Below are 16,863 nucleotides of genomic sequence, written 5' to 3'. Positions count from 1 at the left end.
CCCATTTGGGAGTGTCTTTTTTGTTAAGCAATGAATGCACGATCTTTAATTAATCCATCTATTTATTGGTTTTTTCAACTATCTCAAAATTGGTAGCGCTTGCATAATGGAGGAAGGAGTGAACGAGGAAATCCAAAGCACCAAAAGAGTGAAGGTCCAGTGTTGATTATAGGGGATTCATGCTGGATGCAGCTAAAGCGATAATGAACGAGATTATAAGGAGGGACAGCCGTGCAGGGCATCTTCAAAAGTCTGATGAAGAACAAGGCGTTTCTTCTGCTTGTACTGCCGGGAGCAGCTTGGTTTATCATTTTTGCCTATTTGCCAATGTTCGGAACGATTATTGCTTTTAAGGACTTCCGGATTCATCCGGGCGGATTTCTTGAAAGCGTTCTAAAAAGTGAATGGGTCGGGTTCAAGAACTTTGAGTTTCTGTTCTCCACCAGTGATGCCTATATCATCACACGTAATACGATTCTGTATAATCTGGGGCTGATCTTTCTCGGGCTGGTGCTCGCGGTGACGCTTGCGATCATCATGAACGAACTATTGAACAAACGGCTGGCGAAGATTTACCAGACCGCGATGTTTATGCCTTATTTCCTGTCATGGGTTATTATCAGTTATTTCGTCTTCTCGTTTCTGAGTGTGGAAAAGGGTGTGTTCAACCAGATCATCATGTACTTTGGTGGAGATCCGGTCAGTTGGTACAGTGAGACAGGGTATTGGCCGTATTTTCTCATTCTGCTCGGCCTGTGGAAAGGTGCAGGTTATGGCAGTGTAGTATATCTGGCGGCAATCGCAGGTATCGATCGTTCTTATTATGAGGCAGCGATGATCGACGGAGCCACCAAGTGGAAACAGATCCGGTACATAACGCTGCCCCTGCTCAGACCGCTAATGATCATCCTCACCATTCTGGCGATCGGCGGGATCTTCCGTTCCGACTTTGGACTGTTCTATCAGGTTCCACGGGACTCTGGTGCGCTGTATCCGGTCACCAATGTCATCGACACGTTTGTATACCGCGGCTTGACCATTATGGGTGATACAGGAATGAGTACAGCTACAGGGTTGTATCAATCGGTTGTCGGTTTGATTCTTGTCCTGCTGGCAAACTATGCTGTGCGTAAAATTGAAAAGGATTATGCCGTATTCTAGGCTTGCGGCAAGGGGGTGCTGTCCATGAGTAATTTAAGCGAACCGGTAAAGCGGGCATCTGCCCATGCGAAGAGGACCAGAAAGAAATCGAGAGATCTGAATGCCATTTCGCCATTATCCAATGTGATTTTTAATATAGGTATCGGTCTGTTTGCCTTATCTTGTATTTTTCCGTTTCTGTTCATCGTTATCATCTCATTTACCGATGAGAAGACGCTGGCGATCAATGGATTTAAGTTAATCCCTGATGTCTGGACGCTGGATGCCTACCGATTCCTTATGGAATCCGGGCAGCAGATGGCTCAATCGTTTGGAGTTACCTTAACGGTGACGGTTGTAGGAACCGCGCTCACACTGTATTTGGTCACCACGTATGCGTATGCCATCTCGCGCAAAAATTTTGCACAGCGTCGGTTTTTCAGCTTTTTGGCCTTCTTCACCATGCTGTTCTCTGGCGGTCTCGTTCCCAGTTACATTGTGGTTACGCAGGTGCTGCACTTGCGGGATTCGATCTGGGCGCTGATCCTGCCGTCGATCATGAATGCTTTTTACATTATCGTTATGCGTACATTTTTCACGACCACCGTGCCGGATGCGGTTATTGAGTCGGCCAAAATCGACGGAGCTACTGAATTCGGTATCTATACGCGCATCGTACTGCCGATTTCGTTGCCAGGCATTGCGACTATTGGATTGTTCAGTACGTTAGGATTCTGGAATGACTGGTTCAATGCGCTGCTCTACATCGACAATGCGAACTTGATTCCACTCCAGACATTGCTGATTCGAATACAGAACAATATGGATTTTGTAGTGCAAAACAGCAGCCGGGTTGTGTCCTATGACATTGCCTCGACACTGCCAACAGAGACGGTCCGCATGGCGATGGTAGTCTTGGCTACACTGCCGGTTGCGCTGGCGTATCCGTTTTTCCAAAAGTATTTTATACAAGGCCTGACCATTGGTTCGGTCAAAGAATAAGTCTGGTTGTGCCTGCCCTCAAAGGGCAGTAACAATAACATTGATAAGGGGGATACACATGAAGACCAGAAAAATCGCTCTGCTCATGGTTACTTTACTGCTTGCTTTTTCTACTGTTCTAGCAGGCTGCGGTGGCAGTAATACCAATGATACAAGCGGGAATGCGGCATCCGGGGGAGCATCCGGCGGTAAGGACACGGTGAAGCTCAAGGTATATTTGATTGGTGGTCCACAGCGCGATCTGCCAATGGTACAGGAAGAAATGAACAAATACTTAATGGAGAAAATAAATACAACCGTCGACATCACAATGATTGACTGGGGTGATTATTCCAAACGGATGCCAGTCATTACCGCTTCGGGCGAAAATTATGATATCGCTTTCACCTCTTCCTGGGCTTATGACTATCTGCCGAATGCCACCAGAGGAGCATTCCTGCCAATCAATGATCTGTTGGATAAGTATGGTCAGGGCATCAAAGAGCAGCTTGATCCACGATTCCTCACCGGATCGCAGATCGATGGCCAAAACTATGCTGTGCCAGTGAACAAAGAGTTGGCTTCGCAATGGGTATGGCGTTTCAACAAGCAGTACGTTGATAAATACAACATGGACATCACCAAGATTCGCACCTTAGAGGATCTGGAGCCTTACCTGCAGCAAATCAAGGATAATGAACCAGCCGACATTACTCCGCTGGCTGTTCCGAAGGGTTTTAAGCCTTATCTAGCGTTTGATTTCCTGCTCGGTGACGAATTCCCGGTGGGTATCAACATGAATGGTGACACCGGTAAATACGTTAATGTGCTGGAATCCGAAGAGCTGAAAAGCTCGTTGAAAACCATCCGTAAATACTATCAGGCAGGTTATCTGCGCAAGGATGTAGCAACGTTGGAAGGCATCGACAACATCAAAACAGGCAAATGGTTTGTTGACCGTGAACAGACACAGCCTTACGCCGAACTGGGATGGTCCAGAAGTGCGGGCTATGATATCGTGACTACACCGATGCAGGATCCGGTTATTTTCACTGGCTCGGCAACAGGTGCTATGCATGCAATCTCGGCGAACTCCAAGAACCCGGAACGGGCCATGATGTTCCTGAACTTGCTCAATACCGATCCATACCTGCGTAACCTGATCAACTACGGCATTGAAGGAACACATTACAAAAAGATTTCGGATAACGTTATTGAGGATCTGCCAGCGATGAAGGACGGATTCCAGATGCCTGGCTTTGCCCTGGGTAACCTGTTCTTGACTTACATGCACAAGGAAGATCCAGCTGATAAGTGGGAAGCATTCAAGGAATTCAACAATTCCGCGAAAGTTGCTCCAAGCTTTGGCTTTAACTTCAATCCTGACCCGGTGAAGACGGAAGTGGCTTCCATCTCCGCCATCGTGAAGGAATTCTATCCATCCATCATGACGGGGGCTGTTGACCCAGATGAGCATCTGCCGAAAGCGATCGAGAAGTTAAAGGCGGCAGGTCTGGATAAAGTGATTGCAGAAGCGCAAAAGCAATACGACGAATGGAAAGCTGCAAATCAAAAATAAGCCTGAATGATAAAGTAGACATGGAAACGTCTGTCCGGTTGACGGACGTTTCTTTTTCCCTGATTGGATTGCCAAAATTGAATTGGAGGGTATGGCATGAAAAAGCTTGGTGCGAGTCTCCTATTTGTAATATTGGTATGCGCAGTTCTTTCCTCAGCGGCTTTGGCGAAGCAACCTTATTCATCCTATTGGCTGCCTGAACAATTGCTCAACTGGAATCCAGCTTCCGACCCGGATGCGGCCTTCAACCGGAGCACCATTCCGCTTCAGAGCCGATTCACCGGAGAAACAGTTAACCCGAACGCAACGAAAGATCCCAAAGTGATGGCCTTGTCTGCGCTGAATCAGGGAACCAGCGGTGTTCCGTCACAGGGATCGGATACATTCTCTGCAAATACGTTCTCTTACTGGCAGTATGTCGACAAGCTCGTATATTGGGGCGGCTCGGCAGGAGAAGGTATTATTGTGCCGCCAAGCGCTGATACGATTGATGCGGCACACCGGAACGGAGTGCCCATCATGGGCACAGTGTTCTTCCCGCCATCCGTATACGGTGGCAAATATGAGTGGGTGAAGCAAATGCTTCAGCAGAACAGCGATGGCTCCTTTCCGGCCGCAGATAAACTGATTGAGGTAGCGGAGTATTACGGTTTTGACGGTTGGTTTATCAACCAGGAAACCGAAGGTGGAACAGCCACTGACGCACAGTTAATGAAGGCATTCCTCCGTTATCTTCAGGATCATAAGCCCGCGGGTATGGAAATCATCTGGTATGATTCAATGACAAAGGAAGGCAATATTTCATGGCAGAATGCGCTGACGGACCGGAATGCGATGTTCCTTCAGGATAACGGGAACAAGGTATCTGACAGTATGTTCCTGAATTTCTGGTGGAATGATCTTGGCAGTTCTGCGGCCAAAGCCAAAAGCCTGGGCAGATCGCCATTTGAATTGTTCGCAGGCATCGATGTGGAAGCTAAAGGATACGACACCAGTCTGAAATGGAACTTGCTGTTTCCTGAGGGGAAACCAGCTGTGACTTCCCTGGGCATATATCGACCGGATTGGTCGTACAACAGCGCGGACAGCATGGCCGATTTCTTTGCCCGTGAGAATCAATTCTGGGTAGGCCAAAACGGTAACCCGGCCAATACGGCGACAAGCCAGGCCTGGAAAGGGATTGCGAACAATGTGATTGAATCATCGCCGGTGGACCAACTGCCATTCACGACCAACTTCAACACGGGCAGTGGTGAGAAATTCTATGTCCATGGCCAGCAAGTACGGGATAGTGGTTGGAATAACCGCAGTTTACAGGATGTGCTTCCGACATGGCGCTGGCTGACAGAAAGTAAGGGTAAAGCACTTACGCCGTCCCTCGATTGGTCGGATGCCTACTATGGCGGCAGTTCCCTCAAGGTAGCGGGTACGTTAAGTTCAGCAAATGCCACCCATCTAAAGCTGTATCAAACCGATCTGAAGATTGAGCCAGCTACCAAGCTGTCGATCACGTACAAAACGCAGAACAAGCCGAGCATGAAGGTTGGCCTGGCTTTTGCAGACCATCCGGGCCAGTTCGTCTTTTTGGATGTAAAAGACAAAAAGGCATCAGGTTGGACAACGGACATCTTGAATCTGACGCCTTACAAAGGAAAGCGGATAGTGGCACTGTCTTTGTATTTTGACAGCAAGGAAATCATATCGGATTATGACATCCATATTGGTCAGATCGCAATCCATAACAATTCTAATCCAGTAAAGCCACTTGAAGCAGTTCAAGAATTAAATGTCATCCAATCCGACTTCCGCGGGGGCATTTACGGTGATGCAAGGTTGCAATGGAACGCGTTGGACGGGGAAGTTCAACAATATGAGGTTTACCGTGTACTGCCCGACGGCAAAGAGACTTGGGTGGGGGCCACCGCCAATAACGTATTCTATGTGCCTGAGATGAAGAGAATCAACGCGGAACAGGCAACTGTCCTGAAAGTCGTGGCAGTGAATGCAAAGTATGAGCGCGGCCAGGCTGCCAGCGTGACCATCCAGTGGCCGGCGTATCCGAAGCCGGAAGCAGGATTCAAGGCCGATGTAACCCTGATCACACCGGGTCAGCAGGTGCATTTCACTGATCTCTCTTCTGAGGTGACGGAAGGCTGGTCGTGGACTTTTGAGAATGGCAGTCCGGCTGTCAGCACGGAGCAGAACCCAGTGGTAACGTATGACAAGGAAGGCATGTACAGTGTGACGCTTACAGCTACCAACAGCTCGGGGCAGGATACGGTAACGAAGCAAGCTTTGATCACTGTCAGCAAGGGCGCTTCCGAGATCAAAAATGTCGCACTTGGCAAAACGGCCACTGCCGACCATGCCTGCGGACCTGCTGAAGGCGCAGAAAAGGCGATCGACGGCAAGGTGACAGACAACAGCAAGTGGTGCGCACTGGGTAATCAACAGCATTGGCTGCAAGTGGATCTTGGCAAAGAACATCAGATCAGCGGTTTTGTCATCAAACATGCGGAGAGTGGTGGGGAATGGTCCGGTTTTAATACGAGCGACTATTCGATCCAGGTCAGTGCTGATGGTGTGAATTGGTCAGATGTCGTTCATGTACAGGGGAATACCGCAGCCGAAACTTCGGATGCAATTGCACTGATCAAGGCTCGTTATGTGAAGCTGAATGTGCTGAAACCTACGCAGGGCGGCGATACAGCAGCCCGAATCTATGAGTTTGAGGTTCATGGGTTGCAGCCGTAGTTGGCGGTTGAGAAGTGACAAGTGCAGCTGTGAAATTAGCAAAAAAGGAATATACGAGACAACACGATTTTAATGATGGCTGTTTACTTCTGAAGTAGCTGCTTTCCTACCGGGGTATCGCTCGGCATTAGACCACGACTGAATACGACTGAATACGACTGAATCTGAGGCTCACAGATCATTGGATCTTGTGAGTCTTTTTGCGTTGATGCCGGATTCGGTTGCAAAGGGTTTAAAATCGTTGTTTCAGATAAAAAATCGGTTTTGCAATCAAAGACATTGCTAATGAAAAGTCTTATATTGTAGTTAAAAAGATAAGAAGGGAGTGAAGGTGATGAAGAATAGAAAGATCATGTTTGCTCGTCCATTGCAAGTGGAAACGGTAGAAGAGGACTTTATTTTGCCATCTCTAGGTGAGAAGGAAGTATTGGTTAAACTAATCTATTCCCTCATCAGTCCGGGAACGGAGCTGGCCATGTTATCGGGAAAAGAAGAGTGGGCCAAGCTTCCCGTATGCCCGGGGTATGCGAGTGTAAGTGAAGTGATCGAGGTGGGACAGGGTGTACACCATGTTCAGCCCGGGGACGCTGTGTTCCATTATGGTCAACATGCTGAATATCAAGTGGTATCCACAGATCATGTGTTCATCAAGGTACCTGAGCACTTGGAATTGAAGTGGGTTCCCTTCACCCGTATGGCAACCGTGGCATTCACATCAGTTCGTGTATCCAATATTGAACTTGGGGATGTTGTGGGCGTGACTGGGCTCGGATTGGTAGGAAATTTGGCTGCTCAATTGGCGCGCCTGCAAGGTGCAACCGTGATTGGCATAGATCTGTCAACAGAACGAATCCGAACAGCCCATAAATGTGGGGTTGACTATACGCTTCATGGCGGAGAAGATAAAATAAAAGAAAAGATACACGCCATAACGAATGGAGCAGGTGTATCCACTCATATTGAGGCGACTGGTGTACCCAGTGTAGGTGTTCAAAGTCTGGAGTGGATCGGGAAGCTGGGCGAGATTATTTTCCTGGGCAGTCCACGAGGCGAATATAACACGGATGTTACCGATATATTGAACTACTGCCACCTGTATGGACGAGGCTGCATTACGTTTAAGGGGGCACATGAATGGCGCTTCCCGGTGGAGCCAAACGAATTCGTGAAGCATTCCCTGGTGAGAAATTCGAACATTGTATTTGAACTGATGTTGAAGAACAAGCTGCATATCGAACCATTGATCAGTCATGTGATGAAGCCGGAACAAGCGCAAGAAGCCTACGAGGGATTGAGAATAAATAAAGACCAGTATAACGGTGTTCTGTTTGACTGGTCATAGGAGGAGATTGGGATGATTAGAGGATTAACAAGAGCAGGCTTAGGGAACATCGAGTCCAATGAACAATATATTACGAATGCTGCAAAATACGGATTTCAGTCTGTAGATTTGAATCCGCTCTCATTGATTGAAGAGGTTGGCCAGGAACAGGCTGTGCACTTGCTCAAAAGCAATCAGGTGATCATTGGATCATCCGATCTGACCGTAGACTGGAGAAACACAGATGAGCAGTTTCGTGAAGGTCTTCAAGCCCTGGTTCAAATGGCAGAAGCCGCTGCTTCGTTGGACTGTTACAGCTGTTGTACCTATATTTTACCTTCTACAGATCAGCCAGCAGCATCATTTATGGCGGCAGCTACCAAACGATTGAGACTGTGTGCAGATATTCTGGACGCATATGGAATACGACTGGGCCTGGAGTTTGTCGGTTGCCATCATTTGCGCACTCAATGGAAGAATCCATTTATTTGGAGTGTGGAGGATACGCTTGACTGGATCGAAACAATTCATGCTCCCAATGTAGGTTTATTGGTGGATTCCTATCATTGGCATACAAATGGATTAAAGATCGAAGAGGTGTTGGATCTTAAGAAGGAACAGATTGTCCATGTTCATATCAATGATGCTTATGATCTGCCCATTGAAGAATTGCTGGATCATGAGCGTTTATACCCTGGCGAGGGAGTAATTGATCTGCAGGGATTCTTGAAGAATCTAAAAGCGATTGGATACACTGGCGTCGTATCTCAAGAGGTGCTGGCACCAACGCCAACCGTCGATTCAAGTGAATTGTTTGCCAAGTCCAAGGCAGGCTTCGATAAAGTGTTTGCGACAATATAACCGGATCAGTGAGAAGGCAGCGGGGAGGAATACATGTGTATGAGGCATGGATGAACAGCATTTCGCCATTCGTAAGAGCGGCAAGAGTGACGGAATCATTTTCTTTGGCAGGGGAATGGATAGACCACGATCATGTGTATACCTACATCGAACAAGGGGAAGCGGAGTTCTTCTTGAGTGGCGTGAAATATCTGGTCAAAGAAGGCGACATTGTGCTGATGCATCCATTCATGTCTCATATCATTCGGTCCACCTCCACGCAGCCATTGATTCAGTATATTTTTCATTTTGATCTGTATTATGAGGAAGAGCGTAGTTTATTGAAGACTACCAGTGCAGCTCATAGTGCAAGACCTGATCTGGAAGATAGAGAAATGAAGCTGGCTTCCATACGCCCAATCTCTCATTTGCAGCTAGCTGATCGAATCGAATGGAAAAAGAGATTTGCGCTTATGCATAAGGAGTTTCAGGAGCAGCGGGGAGGATCTTCGTTAATCACGAAATCCATATGTTTGGAGCTGCTGCATCTGTTTTTCAAAAATCAATCTGAAGATCAGAACCAAGAGGGGAACATGACCAAGGGGTGGGCATTCATCGAAAAGTCGATTCGTTATATTCATGAATGCTACGCCGACCCTCAATTAAATAATGCTGCCATCAGCAGACATGTCGGTGTATCGACGAACCATCTATCGCATTTGTTCAAAAGCAAGCTGGGGATTACCCTTCACAAATATGTGACACATATCCGAATAGAGCAGTCCCAGAAAAGAATTATTGAAGGAACACATAATTTAACCCGGATTGCCGAGGAGGTTGGCTTTTCGAGTATTCATCTGTTCAGTCGGTCTTTCAAGGCTGCTGTAGGTATCACTCCCAGTAAATATGCAGCGATGAAATCGAAGGTAGAGTGAACTAAGTAAAATCCATACGGCCGTATGACAGCAATGATAATCATAAAAGATGGGGCTGTCTCAAAAGCCCCTAAAAAGGATATCGGTGAAAAGAAATAACAACGATTCGTTCAAAAGGGATAATGCAGATGTTTATCCTGCTTGGTCCCTTTTTACGTTTTTCCGTCCTTGCAGCTTTTTTTAGCAGATTGGGCAAGGCAAAGCCATCCGGCCTTCAGACTTTACTTTTTGCAAGCCGCAAAGCAGGAATCTGCGGAATCCCCGGTTGTTTTTGATTTGCCCAAATACACTCTCCGGCTCGATCAAGAGACGAAACGAAAGGATGTACCCTTCTTCGCTGCGCAGTCGTTCACGGGCGTTTTGCTGTTTGTGATTAGAAGCGAATAACGTTAAAGGACTCCTCATAATTCTGGGAACGCCTTGGAGTAATAGGATCAACACCAAATTTTTCAATATACATATTACGAAGCGTAGCTAGTGGGGTAGACAATTCTAAACCAAACTTTTGAAAAGTTTTTTGCTCCTGCTGTTTAGTATCCCTTCCCTCATCTGTAGAAATGCAATTGGAATACGTCATGACCGCTTTGTGTACAGCTTGGATGCTTTTAACAAATAATTTTGACAAACCAATGTAATCACTCCTTTATGTTGGTAGTATGATTCATCAGTTACTAATTTTTAAGGAATAAATGACATGCTATCAACTTTTATGGGGTTTATATGATATATAATAATCTTTGTAAAATAGACTAACATTTAGAAAGGAAGCGGGTTTAATTTTTAAGAAGTATTCAGTGGTCCTAAGTTCCATAGTTGCAGTAAGTATTTTATTATCTGGATGTGGTACTGAATCAGATAAACCTATTGATAAAACAGGAAATACATCGACAGAGACGAATAAGAGAGATGAAATTAAAAGTCATACTCCAGATTCGCCCTATGCTAATGTAGTTAAGATTGATACCAATCAAGAAAACCCGACCGTTCGAGCCCGGATAGATACAGATAATGGTGAGTTATATGTTGTTTCAGAAGGAAAAGAAGCGATTGGACATGTCACTACACCAAGTGTTCTAGGGAAAGAAAGCGACTTTTTTTATCAAGGCAATTACTCCGTGATTTACAAACATAATGAGGATCAAAAAGAAATAAAAGAATTACAGGATCTTGTTTTTATTCAACCGTCTGATCAACCTATTTCTTTCGAGAAAATCAGTTTTGAAGCAATGGACGTTTTCTTGCTCACTCCTGAATACACATCTTCAAGAGGTTATAATTCTTATGCCTTTGGCATTGATAAAAAAAGTGGAGAAGCATTTGCAATCACTTTTAAAAATGCTGAAAAAGTTCAGGATACTATCAATTATGAAAAGGTTAGTATTCCGGTTAATAAAAGCGAAAAGCTGGTTGTAACCACGAGAAATACAGAAGGACAGGGTGATACATTAACCACAGAATATAGCTTTAATAAAGACAGTAAACAATTCGTTGCTGAATAGTAAGATGCATTACGTAACCCGTATACATCTGGATCTGTTTTTTGAATATAGATAAGAGTATTAAGACAAGTATTTCCTAAACCTGTGATTGTACGGTAGTATGCAAGTAGTACTTCTTACTTCTCACATTACTTTTGAGCCACAGCTTTTAAACCAAGTTCGCCACATTCAATTTCTTGCAGAATATTCAATTTTTCAAGTGCCGTAAACTTCTTTTGTTCCATAAAAACGCTCCCCATACAGTAACAGGATTTTATTATTTCACCTGTCTACTATATGGGGAGCATATCATTATGGGACAGCCCCATTAGTGTTTCACGGGGCATAGGATTGAAGTAGACGCTGAAGTGCACTTCGAACATCCCCTTGAAAATGACCCCCATGATAGCAAATGAGCGTATCGACCTCATATCCAAGCAAACGTTGTACAGAGCGAACCGCTTCCTTCAGGTCCAGTGTATGCTGGGGATTGGCGATTCCGAGCTCTCCATTGTTCTCAATGACCACTGCATCACCGGCAATCAGGGTACGACTGGAGGGAAGGTAAATGGATATGTGCCCTGGTGTATGACCAGGTGTGTGTATAATCTCCATGCCTTCACACCATGGAAGTAGCTCATGATCATGAACTGTCTGATCAACCGGACTGGGTTCAATCATTTTCAATGTACAGATGAATTCCTTCGCTGCGGGCTGCTCTTTTTCAGGCAGAAGGCTAAGTGTTGCTAGCGCTTGCTCCAGCCGCAATGAGGTTTTCGTGCCATCAATATATGGAGCTTCCTGTTCATGCGCGATAATCCGGATATGGGGATGGGTTCGCTTGATCTCTGCGAGAGAGCCTACATGATCCAGATCATGATGGGTAATGATGAGGCCAGTCAGATTGGAAAATGACAACTCATGTCTATCCAATGCTTTTTCAATATGTGGAATGAAGCCGGCGTACCCGCAATCTACCAGAAAGGCATGCTGTTGATCACCAATCAGAGAAGGTGTAATCACCTGCGGCATCCCGTTGTATTCAAATTCGATACGTAGTGGTTTAACGTATAAACTCATGAAGTAAAGGCACCTCCTGATTTGAATCCTTCAGAAACAGATTACCGTATGCTATTAACAACGAGCAAGGACATACATGATGCGGTATTAATATTGTCCCTGTTTGTGTTGGAGAAGGATACGGCGAATACTGCGCTCTGTCAGGTAGTACTGCTGTGCCAAAAGACGAACAGAAATTCCAGAATGATGAGCCTCAGCAATCGCCTTATTGCGTTTTCGCAACATGGCTCTCGAACCGGAACATGCTCCCCATGATTTCTTATATTCCTCCTGGATCGGGATATACAAATAGGTTCCCTGAATATATTGTTGAATGCGCTGCACCAGTTCTGGTGGCAGTACATAGTCTGCATTTTTGTATTTCATCTGATTTTGCTCCTATCTATATAACGTAATGGATATATAGAGGGGCAAAGCTCGTACCTTCAATGCTGTTAGAAAAGGCTCCAGGCAAATATGGAAAGAAGGCTCTGCCCAGAGCCGGATGCATCGATTCGAACCATCCCATCAGCTCCTTTCTTAAGTTCAGGATGATGTGCATATGAACGTGACATACAGTTGAAACTGGCATTGTATTACACCGGAAGGGGACAGTCAACCGAATGTTTCTTGATCTTGCTGTGAAAGGGTGTTGTGTACTTGATAACTAAACATAAAAGATATATAGTATATTTAGAAAAGAAATAGTAAGGATGAATCAAAGTGGCATACTCTACAGCTTTATCACAGGGAATCTCTATTCTGCTCTATATTCACGCTCTATCTGAGGAGAACTGTTCGAATTATTTATCCACCAAATTGATTTCGGAGCAATTAAATATTCCGGTTCCTACGACGGTAAAAGTCATTCGCAACCTGAATAACGCCAAACTGACAATGGCCAAAGAAGGGGCCAAGGGCGGCATATTGCTTGCTCAGCCTTTATCGGAAATCACGATGTTGGATGTATTCCTGGCGGTTGAACCCGGCAAAGACTTGTTTAAAGTTCATATCGATGTAACACTCCAGGGACAAGACGTGGATGACGTGAAACAAAAGGTCATTCATCATCTTGAAGGCGCAGAGATCGCGATGCAGAATTATTTAAAAGACATACGGTTAACCGATCTGTTCCATGAAGAGAAGAAGGGTTAACCCCTTTTTTTAGATTTAACTAGATATAATATATATCAAGTATATTTCGATCTATTTTTGAGAGGAGAAGTCAAAATGAGTTTGCATACAAAAGTGGTTGAAGCCAGGAACGGTGTTCCCATTCCTCAACTGGGTTTTGGGGTTTACAAAATAACGAAAGAAGCAGAATTTACAACAGCAACTCGCGAAGCGATTCAGGTCGGGTACCGACATTTTGATACTGCCCGAATCTATGGGAATGAGAAAGCGCTGGGAGCAGAGATCAGGCATAGTCCAATTCCACGCGAGCAATTCTTTATCACATCGAAAGTCTGGAATACGGATCATGGCTATGAAGCGACCAAGAAAGCTTTCCAGAAAACGATCAACAAGCTGGGTGTCGATTACCTCGACATGTATTTAATCCATTTTGCCTCACCAAAGTATATCGAAACGTGGAAAGCGATGGAGGAATTATACGAGGAAGGCAAAATCAGGGTCATTGGGGTCGCAAACTTTGAGATTCAGCATCTGGAAGAGTTAAGGAAGCACGCGAAAATCTTGCCGATGATCAACCAGATCGAGACGCACCCGGAATTTCCACAGAACGAACTCCGTGCCTATATGGATAAACATCAAATTTTGCATGAAGCGTGGGGGCCGTTGGGACAGGGGAATAAAGTGTTATTGCAGCATCCGATATTGAAGGTAATCGCTGATCATCACCATAAGACGGTGGCTCAAGTGATTTTGCGTTGGCATCTGGAACGGGGCGTCATCCTGATTCCCAAATCATCCAATCCAAAACGGATCAGAGAGAATAGTGAAATCTTTGATTTTGAGCTGTCCACAGAGGAAATGGAGAAGATCAGCCGTCTGAACTCGGGTAAGAGGTATTCGATCCATCCAACAGGTTATATTGTGAATCCGATTTTTAATACATTGATGAAACTTTTTATCTAGGAAAATAAGACAAAAAACGAGTCGTGGGTCATATTCCATCGACTCTTTTTTTTGTATTTATGAAAACATTGACAATTCGTTAACAATTCCAGGATTTCCCGTTTACAAATCTCTCCTATAATTACAATCGTGATAGGTCATTTTTACTATGAACGTGGAAGTTTGGGGGGATGAGCCGGACAAGCTCTCATAAAGACGATACATGCAGAATACCAGACAGCAGGGCATGACAAACAAGGCAAATTAAATGGAATAGAGAAGGGTGACAAGAGCCAATGTCAATGAAAAAGGTGTTAGTGGTGTCCATGGTAGCAACAGTGTTAGGTACTTCTGTGGTTAGTGCAGTATCGGCTGCTCCTGCAGTAAAACCTGCGGCTAATGCAGCTCAGGTGCAAAATTCCACGCTTACAATAAACGGTAACAGTGTCGTCGTTCGTTCCATCGTTAAAAATGGGGAGACACTTGTGTCACTTCGTGATGTGATCAAAGCCATCGGCGCACAAGCCGAAGTACATAGTGGAACGACGGTAATCAAGCTGAATGATCACAGCGTGACGCTCCAAAACAATAGCAAACAAATCGTGGTAGATGACGTCAAAGTGAATTTGAATCAACCGGTAACCGTCATCGGTGGTACAAGTTACATCGCTCTTCGCCCACTGGTGTCGGGCGTAGGCGGTACGATCGTCAAGCGTAACGGACTGCTTGAGATCAGTACGGTATCGTTGATCGATGAAGTCGAGAATCCACGTTTTGCCGGAGCGGATAAGCTGATTGTCTCCAAGAGCGACAACAATGGCAGAAACGATTATCTCGTGGATACAACAAGCGGCAAATATGAGTTGTTGTTAACGACAGACGGTGGATCGGATCTCGTTATTTCGCCAAGTGGTGATCAAGCGGCGTATACGAATGCCGAGGGAGCCGTATATGTTATTGATCTGAAGACAAAGGCTTCCAAACTGATTACGAGTGACAACAGCATCAAGCCTGAGTTGGTATGGTCTGCTGACGGGAGTGCAATCTACTTCCTGCAAGGGGATAAAGGGTCCGTGATTGCCAAGCTGAATCTGGCGGATGGCACGATTACGAAAGTTGTCGAAGACAAGGTTGACTATAAGGAAAACCTGAATGTTTCTGCTGACGGCAAGAAATTCATCTATACCGTAACAACACTTGGTACCGTAACTTCGGATACAACCAATGTGGATGAAGACAATGTCTCCATTGATTTCTCATCCAATCAACAGCAAATATTTTCGTATAACACAGGAGATTCGAAACCAGGGGCTGTGAAGCTCACAACATCCACTGACGACAAGGTATTTGTATGGTCTGCTGATGGACAGAAAGCCTACTACGTGAGTGTACCTTCCGAAGACGGTAAAGCATCATTGCTGTCTGTGGATTCATCTCAAAAGTCTACGCCGGTGTACACCGAGTACGATGTAGAACAAGCTATTCTGTCGGGTGGCATCTTGTATGTATTGGCGGCCCAGGATGACAGCAACAGCGTGATTCTTTCGATTGACCTGGTAACTGGCAAACAAACCAAGCTGTACACCGTATCTTCCGATGTATCATCCATCGCAGTTGCCGGATCACAAATCTCTGTGGTTGAGAACGGCCGGGTTCTGGTACAAGCTGGCGGCAGCTGGAGAGCCGTTACGAAGTAATGTTTTGTATCAAGTATGATCACAAGCTTTTTAATTCGAGAGGAGTTTAGTTAACATGAAAAAATGGATCAAACCCTTCACAGCAATGCTTATGGCTGTATCTTTAATTGGTGGACTGGGCGGCGCAACAACAGCATCCGCTGCCAAGAGCACGGAGAAAGGCAAAATTGTCATTAATGGTTCCTCCGCATTGCTTCCACTGACACTTCAAGCTGCGAGCGAATTCAAAAAGGATAATCCAAAAGTTAAAATCTCGGCTTCCGCAGCAGGTTCCATCACAGGTCCTCAATCCGTTCGTAAAGGGATCGCGGATATTGGCGCTGTTGACTGGGATGCATCCAAAGATGTACCTGGCTTCAAGAAATTTGATGGTCTGGTTGCCAATCCGGTAGCTGTAACAGTGTTCACGGCGGTCGTTAATACCAATGTGGGTGTGAGCAATCTGACAACCAAACAACTGCAGGACATCTTCTCCGGCAAAGTGACAAACTGGAAGGAAGTCGGCGGATCGGATGCCAACATCGTTGTAGTTAACCGTAAATTTGGTTCCGGTACACGGGTTAACTTCCAACAAAAAGCACTGGATGGCAAGGACTTCATGAGCAAAGGGGACAACTACAAAGAGGTTGGCTCCAGCGGTGATATGAAAACAACGATTGAAACGACACCAAATGCAATCGGTTATATTGACCTTCCTTATGTAACTAGCAAAATGAAGGCTGTATCCATCAATGGTGTGGCACCAACGGAGAAAAACGTCCTGAACAAAACATACAAAGTATGGGGCATTGGATATTACATGACCAAAGGTCAACCTACTGGAGCAACCAAAGCGTTTATCGAGTATATCCAAAGCAGCAAGTTCCAGAACGGTTCCCTGAAAAAGCTGAAATTCATTCCGCTTGCTGCCGTTAAATAACGAAAGCTGCGAACGTTCGTCATTCTCGTATTTCATAAGGAAAGGGATAGCCAGCTTCTGCGCACGGTCGCCAAGCTGGCTTCT

15 protein-coding genes are annotated in these 16,863 nt (G+C 45.4%); 12 read left to right on the top strand and 3 right to left on the bottom strand.

Features of this window, described 5'->3' with window-relative positions; all coding sequences use genetic code 11:
* Positions 1-255: 255 nt before the first annotated feature.
* The 7 genes from MHB49_RS26545 (at position 256) to MHB49_RS26515 (ending at position 9,550) form a co-directional block, all read left to right on the top strand.
* Positions 256-1,161 (top strand): ABC transporter permease, encoded by a 906-nt coding sequence (locus MHB49_RS26545; RefSeq protein ID WP_375137200.1) that lies wholly within the window; start codon positions 256-258, stop codon positions 1,159-1,161.
* Between the two features lie 24 nt (positions 1,162-1,185).
* Positions 1,186-2,142 (top strand): carbohydrate ABC transporter permease, encoded by a 957-nt coding sequence (locus MHB49_RS26540; protein ID WP_405153624.1) that lies wholly within the window; start codon positions 1,186-1,188, stop codon positions 2,140-2,142.
* 58 nt (positions 2,143-2,200) lie between these two features.
* Entirely contained in the window at positions 2,201-3,700 is a 1,500-nt protein-coding gene (locus MHB49_RS26535) for an ABC transporter substrate-binding protein (RefSeq protein ID WP_405153623.1), read from the top strand.
* Positions 3,701-3,796: 96 nt separating this feature from the next.
* Positions 3,797-6,454 (top strand): endo-beta-N-acetylglucosaminidase, encoded by a 2,658-nt coding sequence (locus tag MHB49_RS26530; protein WP_405153622.1) that lies wholly within the window; start codon positions 3,797-3,799, stop codon positions 6,452-6,454.
* 334 nt (positions 6,455-6,788) lie between these two features.
* A complete protein-coding gene (locus MHB49_RS26525; protein WP_405153621.1) occupies positions 6,789-7,796 on the top strand; it encodes a zinc-binding alcohol dehydrogenase in 1,008 nt (335 codons plus the stop codon).
* 12 nt (positions 7,797-7,808) lie between these two features.
* Positions 7,809-8,636, top strand: a complete 828-nt coding sequence (locus tag MHB49_RS26520; RefSeq protein ID WP_405153620.1) for a sugar phosphate isomerase/epimerase family protein — start codon at positions 7,809-7,811, stop codon at positions 8,634-8,636.
* 35 nt (positions 8,637-8,671) lie between these two features.
* Positions 8,672-9,550 carry an AraC family transcriptional regulator gene (locus tag MHB49_RS26515; RefSeq protein WP_405153619.1) on the top strand — a complete coding sequence of 293 codons (879 nt, stop codon included), beginning with the start codon at positions 8,672-8,674 and terminating at the stop codon, positions 9,548-9,550.
* Positions 9,551-9,730: 180 nt separating this feature from the next.
* Here MHB49_RS26515 and MHB49_RS26510 read toward each other — a convergent pair whose 3' ends face one another.
* Positions 9,731-9,955: a transposase gene (locus tag MHB49_RS26510; protein WP_405153618.1), complete on the bottom strand. Its 225-nt coding sequence runs from the start codon at positions 9,953-9,955 to the stop codon at positions 9,731-9,733.
* 389 nt (positions 9,956-10,344) lie between these two features.
* Here MHB49_RS26510 and MHB49_RS26505 point away from each other — a divergent pair, with 389 nt between their 5' ends.
* Positions 10,345-11,049: a hypothetical protein gene (locus tag MHB49_RS26505; RefSeq protein ID WP_405153617.1), complete on the top strand. Its 705-nt coding sequence runs from the start codon at positions 10,345-10,347 to the stop codon at positions 11,047-11,049.
* A gap of 315 nt (positions 11,050-11,364) precedes the next feature.
* Here MHB49_RS26505 and MHB49_RS26500 read toward each other — a convergent pair whose 3' ends face one another.
* Both MHB49_RS26500 and MHB49_RS26495 read right to left on the bottom strand, forming a co-directional pair.
* Entirely contained in the window at positions 11,365-12,108 is a 744-nt protein-coding gene (locus tag MHB49_RS26500; RefSeq protein WP_405153616.1) for an MBL fold metallo-hydrolase, read from the bottom strand.
* A gap of 87 nt (positions 12,109-12,195) precedes the next feature.
* The gene (locus MHB49_RS26495; RefSeq protein ID WP_405153615.1) at positions 12,196-12,474 is read right to left on the bottom strand and encodes a CD3324 family protein; all 279 of its coding nucleotides are present in this window, start codon (positions 12,472-12,474) and stop codon (positions 12,196-12,198) included.
* 336 nt (positions 12,475-12,810) lie between these two features.
* Here MHB49_RS26495 and MHB49_RS26490 point away from each other — a divergent pair, with 336 nt between their 5' ends.
* From MHB49_RS26490 to MHB49_RS26475, 4 genes are all read left to right on the top strand, one after another.
* Positions 12,811-13,242, top strand: coding sequence for an RrF2 family transcriptional regulator (locus MHB49_RS26490; RefSeq protein WP_405153614.1), 432 nt, complete (start codon positions 12,811-12,813; stop codon positions 13,240-13,242).
* A gap of 75 nt (positions 13,243-13,317) precedes the next feature.
* Entirely contained in the window at positions 13,318-14,184 is an 867-nt protein-coding gene (locus tag MHB49_RS26485) for an aldo/keto reductase (protein ID WP_405153613.1), read from the top strand.
* 281 nt (positions 14,185-14,465) lie between these two features.
* On the top strand, positions 14,466-15,860 hold the full coding sequence (locus tag MHB49_RS26480; protein WP_405153612.1) for a stalk domain-containing protein: 1,395 nt from the start codon (positions 14,466-14,468) through the stop codon (positions 15,858-15,860).
* A gap of 55 nt (positions 15,861-15,915) precedes the next feature.
* Complete coding sequence (locus MHB49_RS26475) at positions 15,916-16,779, top strand: phosphate ABC transporter substrate-binding protein (RefSeq protein ID WP_063565318.1); 864 nt, start codon at positions 15,916-15,918, stop codon at positions 16,777-16,779.
* Positions 16,780-16,863: the final 84 nt, after the last annotated feature.

This window comes from Paenibacillus sp. FSL K6-0108 (assembly GCF_045040695.1).
Taxonomy (GTDB): Bacteria; Bacillota; Bacilli; order Paenibacillales; family Paenibacillaceae; genus Paenibacillus; species Paenibacillus pabuli_B.
Note: the sequence above shows the minus strand (reverse complement) of the source record. Positions and strands in the feature narration are given on the sequence as shown.